The sequence below is a fragment of the Curtobacterium sp. VKM Ac-2887 genome, assembly GCF_015350935.1.
In the GTDB taxonomy this organism is placed as follows: Bacteria; Actinomycetota; Actinomycetes; order Actinomycetales; family Microbacteriaceae; genus Curtobacterium.
In genome coordinates, this window is sequence record NZ_JADKSB010000005.1 from 155,488 (window position 1) to 173,142 (window position 17,655).

The 17,655-nt window shown below is 68.7% G+C and carries 16 protein-coding genes; 3 read left to right on the plus strand and 13 right to left on the minus strand.

Features of this window, described 5'->3' with window-relative positions:
• The 7 genes from cydB to ITJ69_RS07915 form a co-directional block, all read right to left on the minus strand.
• Positions 1-1,005 (minus strand): cytochrome d ubiquinol oxidase subunit II, encoded by a 1,005-nt coding sequence (gene cydB / locus ITJ69_RS07885; RefSeq protein WP_123340389.1) that lies wholly within the window; start codon positions 1,003-1,005, stop codon positions 1-3.
• Position 1,006: 1 nt separating this feature from the next.
• Complete coding sequence (locus tag ITJ69_RS07890; protein WP_123292497.1) at positions 1,007-2,419, minus strand: cytochrome ubiquinol oxidase subunit I; 1,413 nt, start codon at positions 2,417-2,419, stop codon at positions 1,007-1,009.
• Between the two features lie 274 nt (positions 2,420-2,693).
• Positions 2,694-3,614, minus strand: a complete 921-nt coding sequence (locus tag ITJ69_RS07895) for an ABC transporter substrate-binding protein (protein ID WP_123340387.1) — start codon at positions 3,612-3,614, stop codon at positions 2,694-2,696.
• Positions 3,611-4,339 (minus strand): ABC transporter permease, encoded by a 729-nt coding sequence (locus tag ITJ69_RS07900; protein WP_159573269.1) that lies wholly within the window; start codon positions 4,337-4,339, stop codon positions 3,611-3,613. The genes ITJ69_RS07895 and ITJ69_RS07900 overlap by 4 nt, the downstream gene beginning before the upstream one ends.
• Positions 4,336-5,052: an ABC transporter permease gene (locus tag ITJ69_RS07905; protein ID WP_123292494.1), complete on the minus strand. Its 717-nt coding sequence runs from the start codon at positions 5,050-5,052 to the stop codon at positions 4,336-4,338. Before ITJ69_RS07905 ends, ITJ69_RS07900 begins: the two co-directional genes overlap by 4 nt.
• Complete coding sequence (locus tag ITJ69_RS07910; RefSeq protein WP_123292493.1) at positions 5,049-5,972, minus strand: ABC transporter ATP-binding protein; 924 nt, start codon at positions 5,970-5,972, stop codon at positions 5,049-5,051. Before ITJ69_RS07910 ends, ITJ69_RS07905 begins: the two co-directional genes overlap by 4 nt.
• A gap of 215 nt (positions 5,973-6,187) precedes the next feature.
• The gene (locus ITJ69_RS07915; RefSeq protein WP_166673162.1) at positions 6,188-6,835 is read right to left on the minus strand and encodes a TetR/AcrR family transcriptional regulator; all 648 of its coding nucleotides are present in this window, start codon (positions 6,833-6,835) and stop codon (positions 6,188-6,190) included.
• A gap of 139 nt (positions 6,836-6,974) precedes the next feature.
• Here ITJ69_RS07915 and ITJ69_RS07920 point away from each other — a divergent pair, with 139 nt between their 5' ends.
• Positions 6,975-8,039 carry an App1 family protein gene (locus ITJ69_RS07920; protein ID WP_194672493.1) on the plus strand — a complete coding sequence of 355 codons (1,065 nt, stop codon included), beginning with the start codon at positions 6,975-6,977 and terminating at the stop codon, positions 8,037-8,039.
• 97 nt (positions 8,040-8,136) lie between these two features.
• Entirely contained in the window at positions 8,137-10,068 is a 1,932-nt protein-coding gene (locus tag ITJ69_RS07925) for a glycoside hydrolase family 15 protein (RefSeq protein WP_194672494.1), read from the plus strand.
• A 102-nt stretch (positions 10,069-10,170) separates the two neighbouring features.
• On the opposite strand, the gene ITJ69_RS07930 is transcribed toward ITJ69_RS07925, so the two are convergent.
• The 6 genes from ITJ69_RS07930 to ITJ69_RS07955 form a co-directional block, all read right to left on the minus strand.
• On the minus strand, positions 10,171-11,544 hold the full coding sequence (locus ITJ69_RS07930; protein ID WP_123292491.1) for a glucose-6-phosphate dehydrogenase: 1,374 nt from the start codon (positions 11,542-11,544) through the stop codon (positions 10,171-10,173).
• 205 nt (positions 11,545-11,749) lie between these two features.
• Positions 11,750-12,166: a cytochrome c oxidase subunit 4 gene (locus ITJ69_RS07935; protein ID WP_111085768.1), complete on the minus strand. Its 417-nt coding sequence runs from the start codon at positions 12,164-12,166 to the stop codon at positions 11,750-11,752.
• Positions 12,167-12,170: 4 nt separating this feature from the next.
• On the minus strand, positions 12,171-13,907 hold the full coding sequence (gene ctaD / locus ITJ69_RS07940) for a cytochrome c oxidase subunit I (protein ID WP_173168381.1): 1,737 nt from the start codon (positions 13,905-13,907) through the stop codon (positions 12,171-12,173).
• 11 nt (positions 13,908-13,918) lie between these two features.
• Complete coding sequence (coxB, locus tag ITJ69_RS07945) at positions 13,919-14,821, minus strand: cytochrome c oxidase subunit II (RefSeq protein WP_111085770.1); 903 nt, start codon at positions 14,819-14,821, stop codon at positions 13,919-13,921.
• Positions 14,822-15,089: 268 nt separating this feature from the next.
• Positions 15,090-15,461, minus strand: coding sequence for a HesB/IscA family protein (locus tag ITJ69_RS07950; protein ID WP_111085771.1), 372 nt, complete (start codon positions 15,459-15,461; stop codon positions 15,090-15,092).
• 58 nt (positions 15,462-15,519) lie between these two features.
• Complete coding sequence (locus ITJ69_RS07955; RefSeq protein ID WP_194672495.1) at positions 15,520-16,947, minus strand: dipeptidase; 1,428 nt, start codon at positions 16,945-16,947, stop codon at positions 15,520-15,522.
• A 53-nt stretch (positions 16,948-17,000) separates the two neighbouring features.
• On the opposite strand from ITJ69_RS07955, the gene ITJ69_RS07960 reads away from it, so the two are divergent.
• Positions 17,001-17,576 carry a DUF3043 domain-containing protein gene (locus tag ITJ69_RS07960; RefSeq protein ID WP_235035956.1) on the plus strand — a complete coding sequence of 192 codons (576 nt, stop codon included), beginning with the start codon at positions 17,001-17,003 and terminating at the stop codon, positions 17,574-17,576.
• Positions 17,577-17,655: the final 79 nt, after the last annotated feature.

Here is a 17,655-nt window from a genome sequence, read left to right on the forward strand (position 1 = left end):
CTAGTGCGCGGCCTGGGTGACCTGGGCCCGCGAGACACGCTTGCGGAACACCCAGTACGTCCAGGCCTGGTACGCGAACACGAGGGGCACGAAGATCAGCGCCACCCAGCTCATCACCGTCAGCGTGTACGAACCGCTCGAGGCGTTGTACACGTTCAGGCTGTTCGCCGGGTCGTTGGTGGCGGGCATGACGTCCGGGAAGATCGCCGTGAACATGGCGAGCACGATCGCGGCGATGGTGACGGCCATGAGCGTGAACGCCCGGCCCTCCTTGCCCCAGGCGTTGCACAGCACGGCCAGGACGAGCGCGAGTGCCGCGACCACCGAGAGCACGAGCGAGGCCGGAGTCGCCCGGACGAACGCCATCCAGACCAGGAACGCGGCACCGACGACGATCGTCAGGATGCCGGCCCGGGTCGCCAGGCGCTTCGCCCGCTCGCGGATCTCGCCCTCGGTCTTCAGCGCCACGAACACGACGCCGTGCGTGAAGAACACCAGCAGCGTCGCCACGCCGGTCAGGAGCGCGAACGGGTTGAGCAGGTCGAAGAGCGTGCCCGTGTAGTTGTGCCCCGAGTCCATCGGGATCCCGCGGACGACGTTGCCGAACGCGACGCCCCACAGGAAGGACGGCAGGGCGGACCCGACGATGATCATCAGGTCGAAGCGACGCTTCCACTCGAGGTGCTTGTTCTGGTGCCGGTACTCGAACGAGACACCCCGCAGGATCAGCGCCGCGAGGATGAGCAGCAGCGCCAGGTAGAACCCGGAGAACATCGTCGCGTACCACTCGGGGAACGCCGCGAACAGGCAGGCGCCGGCGACGATGACCCACGTCTCGTTGAGGTCCCAGACCGGGCCGATCGTGTTGATGAGCACCCGACGGTCGGTGTCGTCCTTGCCCAGGAAGGGCAGGGACATGCCGACCCCGAAGTCGAAGCCGTCGAGAACGAAGTAGCCGACGAAGAACACGCCGACGATCGCGAACCAGAGGACAGGCAGATCCATCTCAGTACACCGTCACTTCGTGCTTGACCTCGCCGGTCTCCTCGTCCACCTCTGCCGGAGCGGCAGGGCCCTCTTGCGCGACCTTCTTGATGAGCTTGAACTCGACCACCGCCAGCGAGCCGTAGATCACGGTGAACACGACGAGCGAGATGAGGACCTCGAGCCCGGTCACGTTCGGCGAGACGCCGTCGCTGGTCTTGAGCAACCCGAACACGAGCCACGGCTGGCGACCCATCTCGGTGAAGATCCAGCCGACGATCATCGCGGCCATCGGGAGCGGGACGGTCCAGGTGGCGACGCGCCAGATCCAGCGCTTCGTCGGGAACCGGCCCTTGCGGGTCAGCCAGAGGCCGGCGAGCGACACCATGACCGCACCGACGCCGAGCGCGATCATCCAGCGGAACGACCAGTAGGTGACCCAGATGATCGGCTTGTAGTCGCCGGGCCCGTACACCTGGGTGTACTGCGCCTGCAGGTCGTTGATGCCCTCGACCGTGCCGTTGAAGGTGTGCGTGGACAGGAACGACAGCAGGTAGGGCACCCGGATCGAGAACAGTTCGTGCACGCCGTCGGGGGTGCCGAGCGTGAAGATCGAGAACGAGGCGTCCTTGCCGGTCGCCGTGTTGTAGAGCGCTTCGGCCGCGGCCATCTTCATCGGCTGGGTGTCGACCATGGTCAGGCCGAGCTGGTCGCCGGTGAGCACCGTCAGGGCCCCCGCAGCCACCATGGTCCACATGCCGAACTTGAGCGCCGGCATCATCGTCTCGAGGTTCTGGTTCCGCGCCAGGTGGTAGGCGGCGACCGAGATGATCACTGCTGCGGCGACCATGAAGCAGGCGAACAACGTGTGCGGGAAGGCGGCGAGGGCGACCTTGTTGCCGAGGACCGCCCAGATGTCGGTGAGCTCCGCGCGGCCCTTGGCCTCGTTCATCGAGAAGCCGACCGGGTGCTGCATGAACGCGTTCGCGGCGATGATGAAGTACGCCGACATGATCGTGCCGGCGCTGACGCACCAGATGCTCGCCAGGTGCAGTCCCTTCGGCAAGCGGTCCCAGCCGAAGATCCAGACGCCGATGAACGCGGCTTCGAAGAAGAAGGCCAGGATCCCCTCGAGCGCGAGCGGGGCGCCGAAGACGTCACCGACGAAGCGCGAGTAGTTCGACCAGTTCATGCCGAACTGGAACTCCTGCACGATGCCCGTCACGACGCCCATCGCGAAGTTGATCAGGAAGATGCGTCCGAAGAACCGGGTCAGCTGCAGGTAGTGCGCGCGACCGGTCCGGTACCAGGCGGTCTGGAACACGGCCACCACGGCGGCCATGCCGATCGTCAGCGGGACGAAGAGGAAGTGGTAGATGGTCGTCAGACCGAACTGCCACCGCGACAGGATGAGCGGGTCGAGGAGGTCGGTCATGCGGCACTTCCCAGTCGGGTCGCCGCGCGCAGTCGGTGCACGTCAGTGTCTTCCTGTGGAACGGATACATCAGATGTCACAGCCGTTGGGACTCTTCAACGGTACCGCGTCACCACCGACTTCGACAACTTGTAGAAATGTTCCGTGCACGAACGTGCAAGGGTGTTGCACGGCACAACCGTGCGGCACGGATGTGCCGATTCCCGCTCCGCCGAACGACGAGAGGCGCCGGGCAGTTGCCCGACGCCTGTCGTCTAACGCACGAGGACTGCTGTTACAGCAGGCCCTCGTCGGTCAGGAACTCCTTGGCGATGGTGGACGCCTTCTCCTTGTCCGCCGTGCTCTTGGTGTTGAGCTCGATCAGGGCCTCGGGCGTCAGCTTCTCGTTGACCGAGTCGATCGCGTCCGCGGCCTTGTCGTTCACCTTGTCGGAGACGACGGGGATGACGTTCTGCGGCAGGATCAGGTTCTCCGGGTCCTCGAGCGTGACGAAGTCGTTCGCCTTGATGCTCGGGTCGGCGCTGTAGATGTCGGCGAGCTGGACGGTGCCGTCCTTCAGCGCCTTGACCGTCAGGGCTCCGCCGGAGTCCTCGACCGCCTTGAAGTCGACGTCGACGCCGTAGACCGACTTCAGGCCCTTCGGACCGTACGGACGGGTCTGGAACTCGGAGTTCGCGCCGACGGTGAGCTTCGACGTGACGTCCTTCAGGTCGGCCAGGCTCGTCACGTCGTTGTCCTCGGAGAACTTCTTCGTGACGGTGTAGCTGTCCTGGTCGGTCGCCTCGGCCTCGTCGAGGACCCGGAGGCCCTTCGGCAGCGCCGTCTCGAGGCCGTCGTCGATCTGGTCGGCGGTCTTCGCCGTGGAGTCCTTGTCGAAGTACTGCAGCAGGTTGCCGCTGTACTCGGGCATGACGTCGATCGCGCCCTTCTCGAGCTGCGGGATGTAGACCTCGCGCTGCCCGATGTTGAAGTTGCGCTTGACCTCGAAGCCGTTCTTCTCGAGGACCTGTGCGTACAGCTCGGCGATGATCTCGTTCGAGTAGTACTGCTGCGAGCCGACGACGATCGTCTTGGAGTCGGACGACGCGCTGGAGCCGCTGTCGAGCGGGTCGCTCGACGCGCAGCCGGTCAGGGCGGCGGCGACGCCCAGTGCGAGCGCTGCTGCGACGCCCGCACGGATCTTTGCTGTGATCACGATGGATTTCCTTCCGGGATGGGATTGCGGGCTCGCTCGCGCGATCCCTGGCGCTGCCGGGCCGACGGGTCGGCGGTGCCCTTGGGCACCGACGCCCGCTGCAGCACGGCGAACACGATCTCGAACGCGATCGCGAGTGCGATCACGAGGATGGAGGCGCCGAGCATCTCGGCGTAGTCCTGGGTCTTCAGACCGAGGAAGAAGTAGCCGCCGAGGCCGCCGGCGCCGACGTACGCGGCGAGCGTCGCCGTGGCCACGACCTGCAGCACGGCTGCGCGGAAGCCGCCGATCAGCAGGGGCAGGCCGAGCGGGACCTCGACCTTCCACAGGATCTGCCAGCCCGTCATGCCCTGGGCCTTGGCGGCGTCGACGGTCACGGGTTCGACCGACTCGATGCCCGAGTACGCACCAGCCAGCACCGAGGGGATGGCGAGCACGACGAGCGCCAGGAGCGGAGCCTGCAGGCCGATGCCGAGCAGGAGTCCGAACAGGGAGAGCACGCCGAGCGTCGGCAGTGCGCGGATCCCGCCGGACACGGCGATCGAGAAGCCCCGTGCGCGGCGCGTGTGGCCGATGGCGTACCCGATCGGCACGGCGATCAGCGAGGCGATCACCACGGCGAGCAGCGTGATCCAGATGTGCTCCCAGAGGCGGCCGGGGATCGCGTTGTACCCGGAGTAGTTGGTGGGGTCGAAGACCCAGGCGAAGGCCTGTCCGATGATCACGAGGCGACCTCCGCTGCTTGCAGGACACGGCGGGTCCGGCGGCGCGACACCGAGGTCGTCCGGGTCCACGGCATGACGATCCGGCCGAGCAGCACCAGGATCCCGTCGAGCACGAACGCCAGGACGAGGACCATGACGATGCCGGAGATGATCTCCTCGTAGATCCCGCGCCCGAGGCCGTCCGTGAACAGCGACCCGAGGCTCTGGATGCCGAGGACGGCGCCGACGGTGGTCAGCGAGATCGTGGACACCGAGACCACCCGCAGCCCGGCGAGCAGCACCGGCCCGGCCAGCGGCAGTTCGACGCGGAAGAACCGCTGCGCCGACGAGTACCCCATCGCGGTCGAGGCCGACTTCGTCCCCGAGTCCACCGAGGTGAGCCCGTCGACGGTCGACCGGACCATGAGCGCGAGGCCGTACAGGGTCAACCCGATCACGACGTTGACCGGGCTCTGCAGCCCGGTGCCGATGATGCCCGGCAGCGCCACGAACAGCGCCAGGGACGGGATCGCGTAGAGCAGCCCGGCGAACGTCACGATGCCGCTGCCGACACCCGAGGCGAACCGCGATCCACCGGGGCGCTGGAGGCGGACGACGAGCCAGCCGATGGGGATGGACAGCAGGAACGCGATGATGATCGGCGGGATGGCGATGGCCAGGTGCGCGACCGTGGCGTCACGGATCGTGTCCAGGTTCGCGAGGACCCACTTCACCGCGTGCCCTCACCCTGCGCCGGAGCACCCGGGGCGTCGAGCGACGCTCCGGCCTGGTTCGATGCGGGGTCGGCCTGCACCGCTGCGGCGGCGTCGACGACGTTGACCGGTCCGGTGAGGACACCGGCTGCACGCCCGTCGCCGTCCACGACGATGGGGCCCGTGGGGGTGTGCTCGACGCGCAGCGACCGACGCCCACGGCCCACACCGATGAAGTTCGCGACGAAGTCGTCCGCCGGCTCGGCCAGGATCTCGGACGGCGTGCCCTGCTGGGCGATCTCGCCGCCCTTCTTCAGGATGACGACCTGGTCGCCGAGCTTGAACGCCTCGTCGATGTCGTGCGTCACGAACACGACGGTCTTGCCGAGTTCGCGCTGCAGGCGGATGAGCTCGTCCTGCAGGTCGTTGCGGACCAGCGGGTCGACGGCACCGAAGGGCTCGTCCATGAGCAGGATGTTCGGGTCGACGGCGAGGCCGCGGGCCACGCCGACGCGCTGCTGCTGCCCGCCGGACAGCTGGGACGGGTACCGGTCGGCGAACGCCCGGTCGAGTCCCACGGTGTCCATGAGCTCGAGCGCACGCGTGCGGGCGTCGGCCTTCGACACCCCGGTGAGCAGGGGCACGGTCGCGATGTTGTCGACGACCTTGCGGTGCGGCAGCAGACCGGAGTTCTGCATGACGTACCCGATGCTCCGCCGGAGCTTCACGGGGTCGACGCCGGAGACGTCGGATCCGTCGATCTGCACGGAACCCGAGGTGGGGTCGACCATGCGGTTGATCATCCGGAGCAGCGTCGTCTTGCCGCAGCCGCTGGAGCCGACGAAGACGGTCGTGGTCCGGGACGGGATCACGAGGTCGAAGTCGTCGACCGCGGTGGTGCCGTCCGGGTAGGTCTTTCGTACCGAGCGGAACTCGATCATGGGTGCCCTTCTGTTCGGAGGTAGCCCGACTCCGGATGAGAGTACCCGTCGGGTCCGACAGCGGTTCGCCCGTTCCGGCACGCGGCGCGTCCCGGACAGGTGCGCACCGCCGTGGACCGGACCGAGCGCACGACGGAACCAGCGCGGACGACGACGCCCGCGCCTCCTGTTCGGAAGCACGGGCGTCGTCGGATGGGTGCGGGACCCCGCGGCGGTCAGCCGGCGGCGACCACGGACTCCATGTGGGCACGGCTCATCGTGCGGTACTCGGCGATGAGCGCCGAGTCGGGGTGCTCGCGGTCGCGGTGCGCCCGCGCCAGCACGGCGTGGCCGGACTCGGCCAGCACGACCCAGGCACGTGCGATGCGCTCGTTGTCGGGCAGCCCGAACCGGTCGCGCATGATCTGCCCGACGGCGGCGCCGAGCGCTCCCATGCGGTCCTCGGCGTCACCGGTGCCGGTGTCCGCGGTGTCGCCGAAGCGGATCGCGCGGAAGCCGGGCTCGGTGCGGTACAGCTCGGCGGTCTCGTCGATCAGCGCGTCGCAGGCCTGCTGCCAGGTCTCCGCGCCGCTCGCGTCGAGCGCCGCGACGAAGCGCGCGGCCAGCCGCTGCGTGCAGCGGATGGCGAGCGCGTCGACCACGGCGATGCGGTCCGGGAAGTAGCGGTAGACGGTGCCGATGGACGCTCCGGCCCGCTCGGCGACCATCGCGGTCGTGAGTCGCTCGAACCCGATCTCGTCGATCACCGCGGCAGCAGCGTCGAGCAGACCCGCGAGGCGCGCCGAACTGCGGGCTTGGACCGGCTCGTTCCTGAGCAGTGATGATCCCCCCGGCAGAGCGTTCGTTACCTCGGTGACGAGCACGTGTTCTCCTCTTGCGCTCCAGCGCGGTTCGTTGGTGTGACGAGGACGATTTTCGCAGAGACCGGCTGGAACATGGCTGCGACTCACCACAGGTGCCGCGGGACGTGGACTTCCGGGTCCTGCATGGGATGATGGGGCGATGCCCGACCCGACGCCCCACGAGCCGTCGTTGGCCGAGCCGCTCCTGCACCGCGCGGCCCGCATCGAGAACGCCGTCCAGGAGTTCCGCGAGCACCGCGCCCGAAGCCGTGGCCTGGTCCCGACCGTCGTCCCCTACACCGGCTACGGCGCTCCCGGATGGGTCCGCATCCTCTGCCGCGTGCTGCTGACCCGCCGTGGCCTCGCCTCCGACGTCTCGTACGCCGGTGTCCGCGGGTGGAAGAGCTTCACGAGCGTCGCGGTCGACCACGCCGAGGTCACCGTCACCGCCGGTGGGGTCTCGCACGTCGTCGAGACCGACCGTGGCGGGGTCGTCGACACCATCGTGCCGATCGACCTCGAGCCGGGCTGGCGCACCGTCCGGTTGTCGGCCGGCGGCGGGCGCGACGTCGAGGCCGACGTGTTCGTCGTGCACCCCGACACCCGCTTCGGGCTGCTGTCCGACATCGACGACACCGTCATGGTGACCTCGCTCCCCCGTCCGATGCTGGCGGCGTGGAACTCCTTCGTCCTCACCGAACACGCCCGCCGCCCCGTGCCGGGCATGTCCGTGCTGTACGAACGCGTGCAGGCGCAGCACCCCGGCTCCCCGACCGTGTACCTGTCCACCGGTGCCTGGAACGTCGCGCCGACCCTGCAGCGCTTCCTGACCCGCAACATGTACCCGTCCGGCACGCTCCTGCTCACCGACTGGGGCCCCACGCACGACCGCTTCTTCCGGAGCGGGCAGCTGCACAAGCAGCAGAACCTGCGGCGCCTGGCGAAGGACTTCCCGGACGTGCAGTGGCTGCTCGTCGGCGACGACGGCCAGCACGACGAGTCGCTGTACGGCGAGTTCGCCCGCGAGCACCCGGAGAACGTCGCGGGAGTCGCCATCCGGCAGCTGTCCACGAGCGAGGCGGTCCTGGCCGGCGGACGCTCCCGGGCGCAGGAACGCTCCCGCGACACCTCGGCGCCGTGGGTCTACGCACCGGACGGTGCCGGGCTCTGGTCCGAACTCGCGCGGGTCGGGCTCGCCGAGGCGGACGCCTCCGACCCGGCCTGAGCGAGGCTTCAGGCACACCGACGGCACGCGGCCGCCAGACGGCCGGCGGCCCGTCCGCGCGGCCACGACGCTCGGCCTCCGGGTGTTCGATCGGGGCATGAGCACCGACACGGACCGGACCGCCGACACCGAGCGAGCACCCGCGCCCCCCGCGACTCCCCCGAACCTGATCGAGGACCACGCCGTCATCGGCGACACCTCGACCGCCGCACTCGTCGGCCGCGACGGCACGATCGACTGGGCGTGCCTGCCGCGGTTCGACAGCGCCGCCACGTTCGCCTCGCTGCTCGGCACCGAGGACCACGGGCACTGGACGCTCCGACCGAGCGACCCCGCGGCGACGGCGCACCGGAAGTACCACGGCGACACGCTCGTCCTGTCGACGGTGTGGACCACAGCGGACGGGGTCGTCGAGGTGACCGAGTTCATGCCCGTCGGCGCGCACCGGCCGTCCATCGTCCGCCGTGTCCGCGGACTGAGCGGCACGGTCGAGGTGCAGCAGACCCTGCGGATCCGGTTCGACTACGCCCTCGCGCTGCCGTGGGTACGACAGATCGGCGGCGATGAGGACCCGGCACTGCTCGCCACCGCCGGCCCCGGGTCGGTCATCGTGCGTGGCCCGCGCTTCCGGGCCTCCGACCACCGGCACACGGCCACCGCGATCATCCACGACGGTGACGTGCTCGACACCGTGCTCACCTGGTACCCCTCGCACCGGGAACCCCCGGAGCCCGTCGACGTCGACGCCGAGCTCCACCGCACCGTGACGTGGTGGACGGACTGGATGGCGACGGCGCGCACCGAGGGTCGCTACGCCGACGCCGCCCGCCGCTCCCTCCTGCTGCTCCGCGCGATGACCCACGGCGAGACCGGCGGCGTGGTGGCCGCCGTGACCTCGAGCCTGCCGGAGGACCCGGGCGGCGAACGCAACTGGGACTACCGCTACGTCTGGCTCCGCGACGCCTCCCTCGCCCTCGCCTCGCTCATCGCGCACGGCTACCGCGACGAGGCGGCGCACTGGCGCGGCTGGTTGCTCCGCGCCATCGCCGGCGACCCCGCCGACGTGCAGATCATGTACGGCATCGCCGGGGAGCGCGAACTGCCGGAACGGGAGCTCCCGCACCTGCCCGGGTACGCCGGCTCGACGCCCGTCCGGGTCGGCAACGGCGCGTACACGCAGTACCAGGGCGACGTGTTCGGCGAGGTCCTGGCCGCCCTGCACGACGCCCGCGAGCTCGGGGTCGAGGAGAACGCCGACTCGTGGGCCCTGCAGCGCGCCCTGCTCGGCTACGTCGAGGAGCACTGGCAGGAGCCCGACAACGGCATCTGGGAGATGCGCGGCCCGCGACGGCACTTCACGCACTCGCGCGCGATGATCTGGGCCGCGTTCGACCGTGGGGTCGCCGCGGTCGAGGAGTTCGGTCTCGAAGGGCCCGTGGACCGCTGGCGCACCCTGCGCGACCAGGTCCGGGCCGAGATCGAGGAGCACGGCTGGAACGCTGCACGCGGCAGCTACCGGCAGCACTACGACACCGACGAGGTCGACGCGAGCCTGCTCGTCCTGCCGCAGATCGGCTACGTCTCCGCCCACGACGCCCGCATGACCGGCACCGTCGCCGCCATCGAGCAGGACCTGTCCACCGGCTCCGACGGTCTCGTGCTGCGGTACCGGACGTCGTCGGGGTTCGACGGGCTCGCCGGCGCGGAGCACCCGTTCCTGGCGTGCTCGTTCTGGCTGGTCGAGCAGTACGCGGCATCGGGCCGGATCGACGACGCCGAGCGCCTCATGGACGTGCTCGTCGGGTACGCGAACGACGTCGGCATGCTCTCCGAGGAGATCGACGTCGCCACCGGACACCACGTCGGCAACACCCCGCAGGTGCTGTCGCACCTGACGCTCGTGTCCGCGTCGGACGCGATCGCGCGGGCGCGGGGCGCGTCGACCGGGCACCGCACGCGGCTGCCCGTGCACGACGGCGGCACCCGCTCGTGGACCGGCGAGGGCGAGCGGGCGGGCACCCCCGCCTGATGCGGTGGTGCTGACCACGAAACGGACGGGAGGCACGGTGCCAGCTGGCACCGTGCCTCCCGTCCGCAGTTCCGCCCGTTCAGGGCGCGACGGTCACGTCCGTCAGGACGACGACTCCCAGTCCGCCGGGCCGCGCGAACCGGCGCGGTACTCCTCGAGCGGAACCTCGTCGGCCTTCCAGGCCTTGACGACCGGCTCGACGATCTCCCAGCAGCGCTCGGCCACGTCGCCGCGGATCGAGAGCAACGGGTCGTCGTGGAAGATGCCGTTCAGGACCTCGCCGTAGGGGGTCAGCTCGCCGTCGCTGAACGACGACGACAGGGTGACCTGGCCCATCTCGAACGGGTTGCCACCGCCGTTGGCCGACACGGTCAGCTCGATCTCGTCCGGGTTCAGGACGATGCGGAGCGTGTCCGCCTTCGGGCGACCGCTCAGGCCGGAGGGCAGGCGCGTGACCGGCTTGAAGGTGATCAGCACCTCTTTCCGGCTGTTGCCGAGTGCCTTGCCGGACCGCAGCGTGAACGGGACGCCCTTCCAGCGGGCCGTGTCGACCTCGACCGAGATCTCGGCGAGCGTCTCGGTGCTCCGCGACTTGTCGACGCCGTCCTCGTCCTGGTACGACGGCAGCTCCTTGCCGTCGATCGTGCCGGCCGTGTAGACGGCGCGGCGCGACGCGATCTTCGCGTCGTCGCCCTTGAGCCGCGTCGAACGGAGCACCCGGGCCAGGGACGAGCGGAACTCGACGGCGTCGATGTCCGCCGGGGCGTCCATCGTCACGATGCCGAGGATCTGCAGCAGGTGCGACTGGATCATGTCGACCATCGCGCCGGCCTCGTCGTAGTACTGGGCGCGGTTCTCGAGACCGAGGGTCTCGTCGTAGAAGACGTCGACCTTCTCGATGTTGTCCGCGTTCCAGATCGGCTCGAACAGGCGGTTCGCGAAGCGCAGACCGATGATGTTCAGGACCGTGGTGCGTCCGAGGAAGTGGTCGGTGCGGTGCACGCGCTCTTCCGGGACCAGCTTCAGCACGGTCTCGTTGAGGGCCTGGGCGCTCGCGACGTCGGTGCCGAACGGCTTCTCGAAGGCGAGGGTGGTGCCAGCGGGGAGCTCGACCTGCTGCAGTGCCTCGCAGATGTCGGAGGCGATCTGCGGGGGCAGGGCGAAGTAGAGGATCGGCTCGGCCTCGGCCGCGTCGAGCAGTGCCGTGAGGTGCTCCGGGTCGGTGGGGTCGCCCTGGATGAACTGGGTCGACGCGAGCGTCGCGTCGACCTCGGGGCCCTTGACGTCCTGCGACGCGAAGGACTTCGTGACGATGTCCTTCCACTGCTCCTCGCTGCGGGCGCTGCGGCCCGTTCCGATGAGCTGGACGGGAACCGCTCGACCGCTCTGCAGGAACGTGCCGAGGCCCGGCAGCAGCAGGCGGGAGGCGAGGTCGCCCGTCGCGCCGAAGATGATGAGGGTGCGCTTGTCGGTCACCTGAGGTGACTCCTTTCGCTGTGGTGGGAGGTCCGCTCCAGTCAAGCCGCGGGCGGGCCCGTTTGTTCCGGATCGGGGACCGGAGATCGTGGGGCGCTGTGGTGTGCAGCGCCGGGTCGTGCGCTGCGTTGGCAGCGCCTGGACGCACTTCGGGCGGCACCGGATGTGGTGCCGCCCGAAGTGTCAGGTGCGTTGCAGCGTCAGGTCAGTGCCCGAAGTTGCCGCGGTAGTACTCGTAGACCCAGCCGACCAGGGTGACCGCCACCAGGGCGAGTCCGATCGGGACGATCCACAGCCCGGCTGCGACACCGAGGAAGCAGACGGCGACCGCTGCTGCCAGCAGGATGGGCCACCACGACCACGGGCTGAAGTGCCCGAGCTCGGCGTCGCCGTCCTCGATGTTGGCGTCGGGGCGGTCCTCGGGCAGCACGCCGCCCTGGGACGCCATGACCTTGCCGAGGTAGAAGGCGATGAACGCGGACATGATGCCGGTCAGGCCGATGGCCACGGTGCCGACCCACTCCGGGTGACCGTAGTAGAGCAGCGCCCAGATCGTGTACGCGGCGTCCGCGAGGATGAAGAACCCGAAGAGGATCCAGAACAGGTTGGTGTTCGCGCGCATCGGCTTACTTCACCTCGCCCTTCGCGGCGTCGTAGGTCGGGGCATCCGGGGCGTCCTTCGCGGGGCCGACACCGATCGGCACACCTGCCTCGGGGTGGTTCAGGTCGAAGGCCGGGGACTCGGAACGGATCCGCGGGATCGACGTGAAGTTGTGGCGGGGCGGCGGGCAGCTGGTGGCCCACTCGAGCGAGCGGCCGTAGCCCCACGGGTCGTTCACGGCGACCTTCGGTGCGTTCCGGGCCGTCACGTAGACGTTGAAGATGAACGGCAGGAACGAGATCGCGAGGATCATCGAGCCGATCGTCGACAGCTGGTTCATCCAGGTGAAGCCGTCGTTCGGCAGGTAGGTCGCGTAACGACGCGGCATGCCGATGACGCCCAACCAGTGCTGGATGAGGAACGTGGTGTGGAACCCGATGAACAGGAGCCAGAAGTGGATCTTGCCGAGACGCTCGTTGAGCATCTTGCCCGTCCACTTCGGCCACCAGAAGTAGAAGCCGGAGAACATCGCGAAGACGACGGTGCCGAAGACCACGTAGTGGAAGTGCGCCACGACGAAGTACGAGTCGGACACGTGGAAGTCGAGCGGCGGCGACGCCAGGATCACACCGGTGAGGCCACCGAACGTGAACGTGATGAGGAAGCCGACGGCCCAGAGCAGCGGGGTCTCGAAGGTCACCGAGCCGCGCCACATGGTGCCGACCCAGTTGAAGATCTTCACGCCGGTCGGGACCGCGATGAGCATCGTCATGAGCGAGAACCAGGGCAGCAGGACGCCACCCGTGACGTACATGTGGTGCGCCCAGACCGTGACCGACAGGGCCGCGATCGCGATGGTCGCGTAGACGAGGGTCTTGTACCCGAAGATCGGCTTGCGGCTGAAGACCGGGAAGACCTCGGACACGATGCCGAAGAACGGCAGCGCGATGATGTACACCTCGGGGTGCCCGAAGAACCAGAACAGGTGCTGCCAGAGCAGCGCACCGCCGTTGGCCGGGTTGAAGATCTGCGCGTCGAACACCCGGTCGAGCCCGAGGCCGAACAGCGCGGTGGCGAGCACCGGGAAGGCCATCAGGACGAGCAGCGCCGTCACGAGGGTGTTCCAGGTGAAGATCGACATGCGGAACATCGTCAGACCCGGGGCACGCATCGTGATGATGGTGGTGATGAAGTTCACCGCGCCGAGGATCGTCGAGAAGCCGGTCATGCCGAGTCCGAAGACCCAGAGTGTGCCGCCGAGCCCTGGTGTGAACGTCGTGTCACTCAGTGGCGCGTAGGCGAACCAGCCGAACGAGGCCGCACCCTGCGGGGTGAGGAAGCCGCCGACCGCGATGAGCGAGCCGAACAGGTAGAGCCAGAACGCGAAGCCGTTGAGTCGCGGGAAGGCGACGTCGGGAGCACCGATCTGGAGCGGCATGATCGCGTTCGCGAAACCCGAGAAGAGCGGCGTCGCGAACATCAGCAGCATGATCGTGCCGTGCATCGTGAAGAGCTGGTTGTACTGCTCCTTCGTCGCGACCACGTGCAGGCCGGGCTCGAACAGCTGGGCACGGATGACCAGAGCCATCACACCCGCGAGCAGGAAGAAGACGAAGGACGCGATCAGGTACATGTACCCGATGGTCTTGTGGTCGGTGGAGGTGATCCACCGGACGATGATGTTGCCCTTCCGGCCCACCTTCGACGCCTGGAAGTCCGGCGAAGCAGTCTGGGTCGGTTGGCCGACGAAAGACGTTGTCATCTGACGAGCCCCTACTTGTTCTCGCTGGACGCCTCGACCGGCGCCTTGTTGTTCGGTTCGTTCGTGTTGGTGTTGTACTCGTCACCGAGGAGCCCGACCTTGCCCTGGTCCTTCAGGGTGTCGAGGTAGTCCTGGTACTGCGCCGGCGTGACGACCTTCACCTGGAAGAGCATCAGCGAGTGGTACTCACCGCACAGCTCCGCGCACTTGCCCTGGTACGTCCCGAGCTTCTCCGGGATGAAGTACTCCCAGTTCGTCTTGCCGGGGAGCATGTCCTTCTTGTACAAGAAGTCGATGATCCAGAAGGAGTGGTCGACGTCGCGCGAGGAGAGCTCGATCGCGACCTTCTTGCCCTGCGGCAGGTAGAGGGTCGGCAGCTGCGACTCGTCGATGGCGCCCTTGGCGTTCTCTTCTTCCTGGGCCTGGATGCCCTGGTAGTAGACGCTGTCCTCGGGGTTGTCCTTGTTGATGTAGTTGAAGTCCCACGCCCAGCGCTTGCCGTACACGTGCACGGTGGCGTCGGGGTCGTCGAACGGCTTCTCGATCGCGGCCTGGTCCTTCGCGGTGAAGGCGAAGAAGCCCAGCACCAGGATGAGCGGCACGATCGTGTAGAAGATCTCGAGCGGCATGTTGTAACGCATCTGCACGGGCAGGCCGGTCTGGCCCTTCCGGCGGCGGTACACGATGGCGGCCCAGATGATCAGGCCCCAAACGATGAGACCGACGGCGAGGAGCACCACCCAGCTGGTGGTCCACAGGCCGACGATGCGGCTCGTGTGGTTGGTGACGTCCTTCGTCTCCTCCGTGCCGGGGAGCCATCCGTTCATCTGCTGCTGCGTGCAGCCAGCCAGTGCGATGACCAGACCGACGGCCACCGGGACGGCCGCCCAACGTATACGGCGATTCGAACGCACTGTTACCTCTCGCAAAAGACGTGAGCCCGGAGCCGAACCCGCCGAGCCGCACGAAGGCGACACTTGGCTGGCTCCCAGCTTGATTGGAACACTCCTAGCTTACTCGCAGCTCGGTACCGCTCGCGCACACCCGACACGCTCATCGCCGCGATCCGCACTCCTGACCGGCCGTTTTCCCCGGTCACACTGCGACCGCACCCCGCGACGAACGCGAGCGGGGAGCGACCGTGTCGGTCGCTCCCCGCTCGCGTGTCGGATCGGCTGGTGATCAGTGGAAGCTGTCACCGCACGCGCAGCTGCCCTGCGCGTTCGGGTTGTCGATCGTGAAGCCCTGCTTCTGGATGGTGTCCTCGAAGTCGATCGTCGCGCCGTCGAGGTACGGGACGCTCATCTTGTCGACGACGACCTCGACCCCGTCGAACTCGGCGGTGACGTCACCGTCGAGCAGGCGCTCGTCGAAGTACAGCTGGTAGATCAGACCCGAGCAGCCCCCGGGCTGGACGGCGAGGCGCAGGCGCAGGTCGTCGCGGCCCTCCTGCTCGAGGAGACTCGCCACCTTGCCGGCCGCGGCGTCGCTCAGGAGGACGCCGTGCGAGGCCGCCTCGGTCACCGGTGCGTCGGTGGTGATGGTGTCGCTCATCGCGCGTCTCCCTCCGGGCGGTGCGGTTCACCGCGCCTGGCGTCGATTGTAAGCACCGTCAGCTGCGCGTCGCGAGCCTGGCGAGCAGGATCGCCTCGGACGCGATGGCCCGGTGCAGGACGCCGAGGTGCTGCGACTCGTTCGGGCTGTGGGCGCGGGTGTCCGGGTCCTCCACCCCGGTGACCAGGATCTGGGCCTCCGGGAACTCCGCGGCGAGGTCCGAGACGAACGGGATCGAGCCGCCGATGCCCTGTTCGACCGCCTCGGCACCCCAGCCCTCGCGCATGGCCGTGCGGGCCTCCTGGACGGCCCAGCCGGCCGTGTCGACGAGGAAGCCGTCGCCGCTGTCGGGCTCGGAGATCTCCATGCGGGCACCGAAGGGCACGTGTGCCCGCAGGTGCCGTTCGACGGCCGCGTACGCCTCCGTGGCGGGCTGGCCGGGTGCGACCCGGACCGAGACGCGGGCGGAGACGGTCGGGAGCAGCGTGTTGGAGGCGTTCGCGACGCTCGGCACGTCCATGCCGGTCACGGTGATCGACGGCTGGAACCACATGCGCGACAGGACCTCGCCGGTGCCGATCGGTCGGACGCCCTCGACCAGGGCCGCGTCCACGGCGAGCTCGTCGTCGGTCCGTGCCGGGACGTCGGCTTCGTACGAGGTGAGCCCGTCGACGGCGACCGAACCGGCGTCGTCGTGCAGCGACGCGAGCAGCTTGACCATCGGGATCATGGCGTCCGGCGCCGCTCCCCCGAACATCCCGCTGTGGCTGGCGTGTTCGAGGGTCGTCAGGGTGAGCTTGAAGGTGACGTTGCCGCGGAGCGAGACCGTGATCGACGGCACGTCCACCGACCAGTTGTCACTGTCGGCGACCACGATGACGTCGGCTGCCAGGCGCTCCTTCTGGTCGGCGAGGAAGATGCGGAAGGACCGGGAGCCGAACTCCTCCTCGCCCTCGACGAACAGGACGACACCGAGGTCGAGGTCGTCGCCGAACTGCGCGTGGATCGCTCGGAGTGACGCGATGTGGGTCATCACACCGGCCTTGTCGTCCGAGGCGCCGCGACCGTACAGCCGGTCACCGCGGAGGGTCGGCTCGAACGGCGGCGTCTCCCACAGGGCGTCGTCGCCCTGCGGCTGCACGTCGTGGTGGGCGTAGAGCATGACGGTCGGCTTGCCGTTCCGGGCCGGGCGGACGGCGAGCACGGCGGGCTGACCGAGCTCGAGCGGCTCGTCGTCGCTGATGGCCGAACGGATGATCTCGACCTGGTCCTCGGCGAAGACCCCGGTGCTCAACGCCAGGTCCGCCACGGCACGCGCGCTCGCGAGCACGTGCGACTCGTCGAACGCCGACCACGACACCGACGGGATCCGCACCAGCGCGGACAGATCGGCGATCGTCGCGGGCAGTGCACCCTGCACCTGTTCGCGCAGGGCGTCGAGGAGAGCGGGGTCGGTCGCGGAGCTGGGCTGTGCGGTGTCGGTCATGCCCGGTAATCTAGAGGACGATCCCGCACGCACAACGCCGTTAGGAACGCACCGTGGCGAAGGCAGCCCCCAAGACCAACACGACCGTGAACCCCACCGAGGAAGAACTCCTCGAGCAGGGCAAGGGCCGCCCGACGCCGTCCCGCCGTGAGCGCGAGGCAGCGAACCGCCGCCCCCTCGTCGGCAACACGCCGGTCGACAAGAAGGCCGCCCGCGCGCGACTCAACTCCGACCGCGAGCGCGCCCGCGTCGGCATGGCCAACGGCGAGGAGCGCTACCTGCCGGCGAAGGACCGCGGTGAGCAGCGTCGCTTCGTCCGCAACTGGATCGACGCGCGCTGGAACGTCGGCGAGATCATGATGCCGGTGCTCGTGCTGTTCCTGATCGTCGGGTTCGCCGCCTCGCAGACCGCGATCGCCTCGTACTCGCTCCTGCTCGTGTGGGCGTTCGTGGCCCTGTTCGTGATCGACTGCGTGGTCCTCTGGCTGTCGATGCGTCGCAAGCTCACCACCAAGTTCGGCGAGATGCAGCGCGGCACGTTCCTCTACATCCTGACGCGGGCGTGGCAGCTGCGGTTCCTGCGCCTGCCGAAGCCCCAGGTCAAGCGCGGGCAGTACCCCGCCCTCTGACCCCAGCGTCGCTGTCCGAAGCGCCGTCCGGCCTCGCCGGGCGGCGCTTCGTCGTTCCGGCGTGCGCGCTGCGCGGCGA

What these genes read in the sequence shown, in the direction of transcription:
- cydB (WP_123340389.1), bottom strand. Translation starts at nt 1,005, where the DNA reads ATGGATCTGCCTGTCCTCTGGTTCGCGATCGTCGGCGTGTTCTTCGTC.
- ITJ69_RS07890 (WP_123292497.1), bottom strand. Translation starts at nt 2,419, where the DNA reads ATGACCGACCTCCTCGACCCGCTCATCCTGTCGCGGTGGCAGTTCGGT.
- ITJ69_RS07910 (WP_123292493.1), bottom strand. Translation starts at nt 5,972, where the DNA reads ATGATCGAGTTCCGCTCGGTACGAAAGACCTACCCGGACGGCACCACC.
- ITJ69_RS07920 (WP_194672493.1), top strand. Translation starts at nt 6,975, where the DNA reads ATGCCCGACCCGACGCCCCACGAGCCGTCGTTGGCCGAGCCGCTCCTG.
- ITJ69_RS07925 (WP_194672494.1), top strand. Translation starts at nt 8,137, where the DNA reads ATGAGCACCGACACGGACCGGACCGCCGACACCGAGCGAGCACCCGCG.
- ITJ69_RS07935 (WP_111085768.1), bottom strand. Translation starts at nt 12,166, where the DNA reads ATGCGCGCGAACACCAACCTGTTCTGGATCCTCTTCGGGTTCTTCATC.
- ctaD (WP_173168381.1), bottom strand. Translation starts at nt 13,907, where the DNA reads ATGACAACGTCTTTCGTCGGCCAACCGACCCAGACTGCTTCGCCGGAC.
- ITJ69_RS07950 (WP_111085771.1), bottom strand. Translation starts at nt 15,461, where the DNA reads ATGAGCGACACCATCACCACCGACGCACCGGTGACCGAGGCGGCCTCG.
- ITJ69_RS07955 (WP_194672495.1), bottom strand. Translation starts at nt 16,947, where the DNA reads ATGACCGACACCGCACAGCCCAGCTCCGCGACCGACCCCGCTCTCCTC.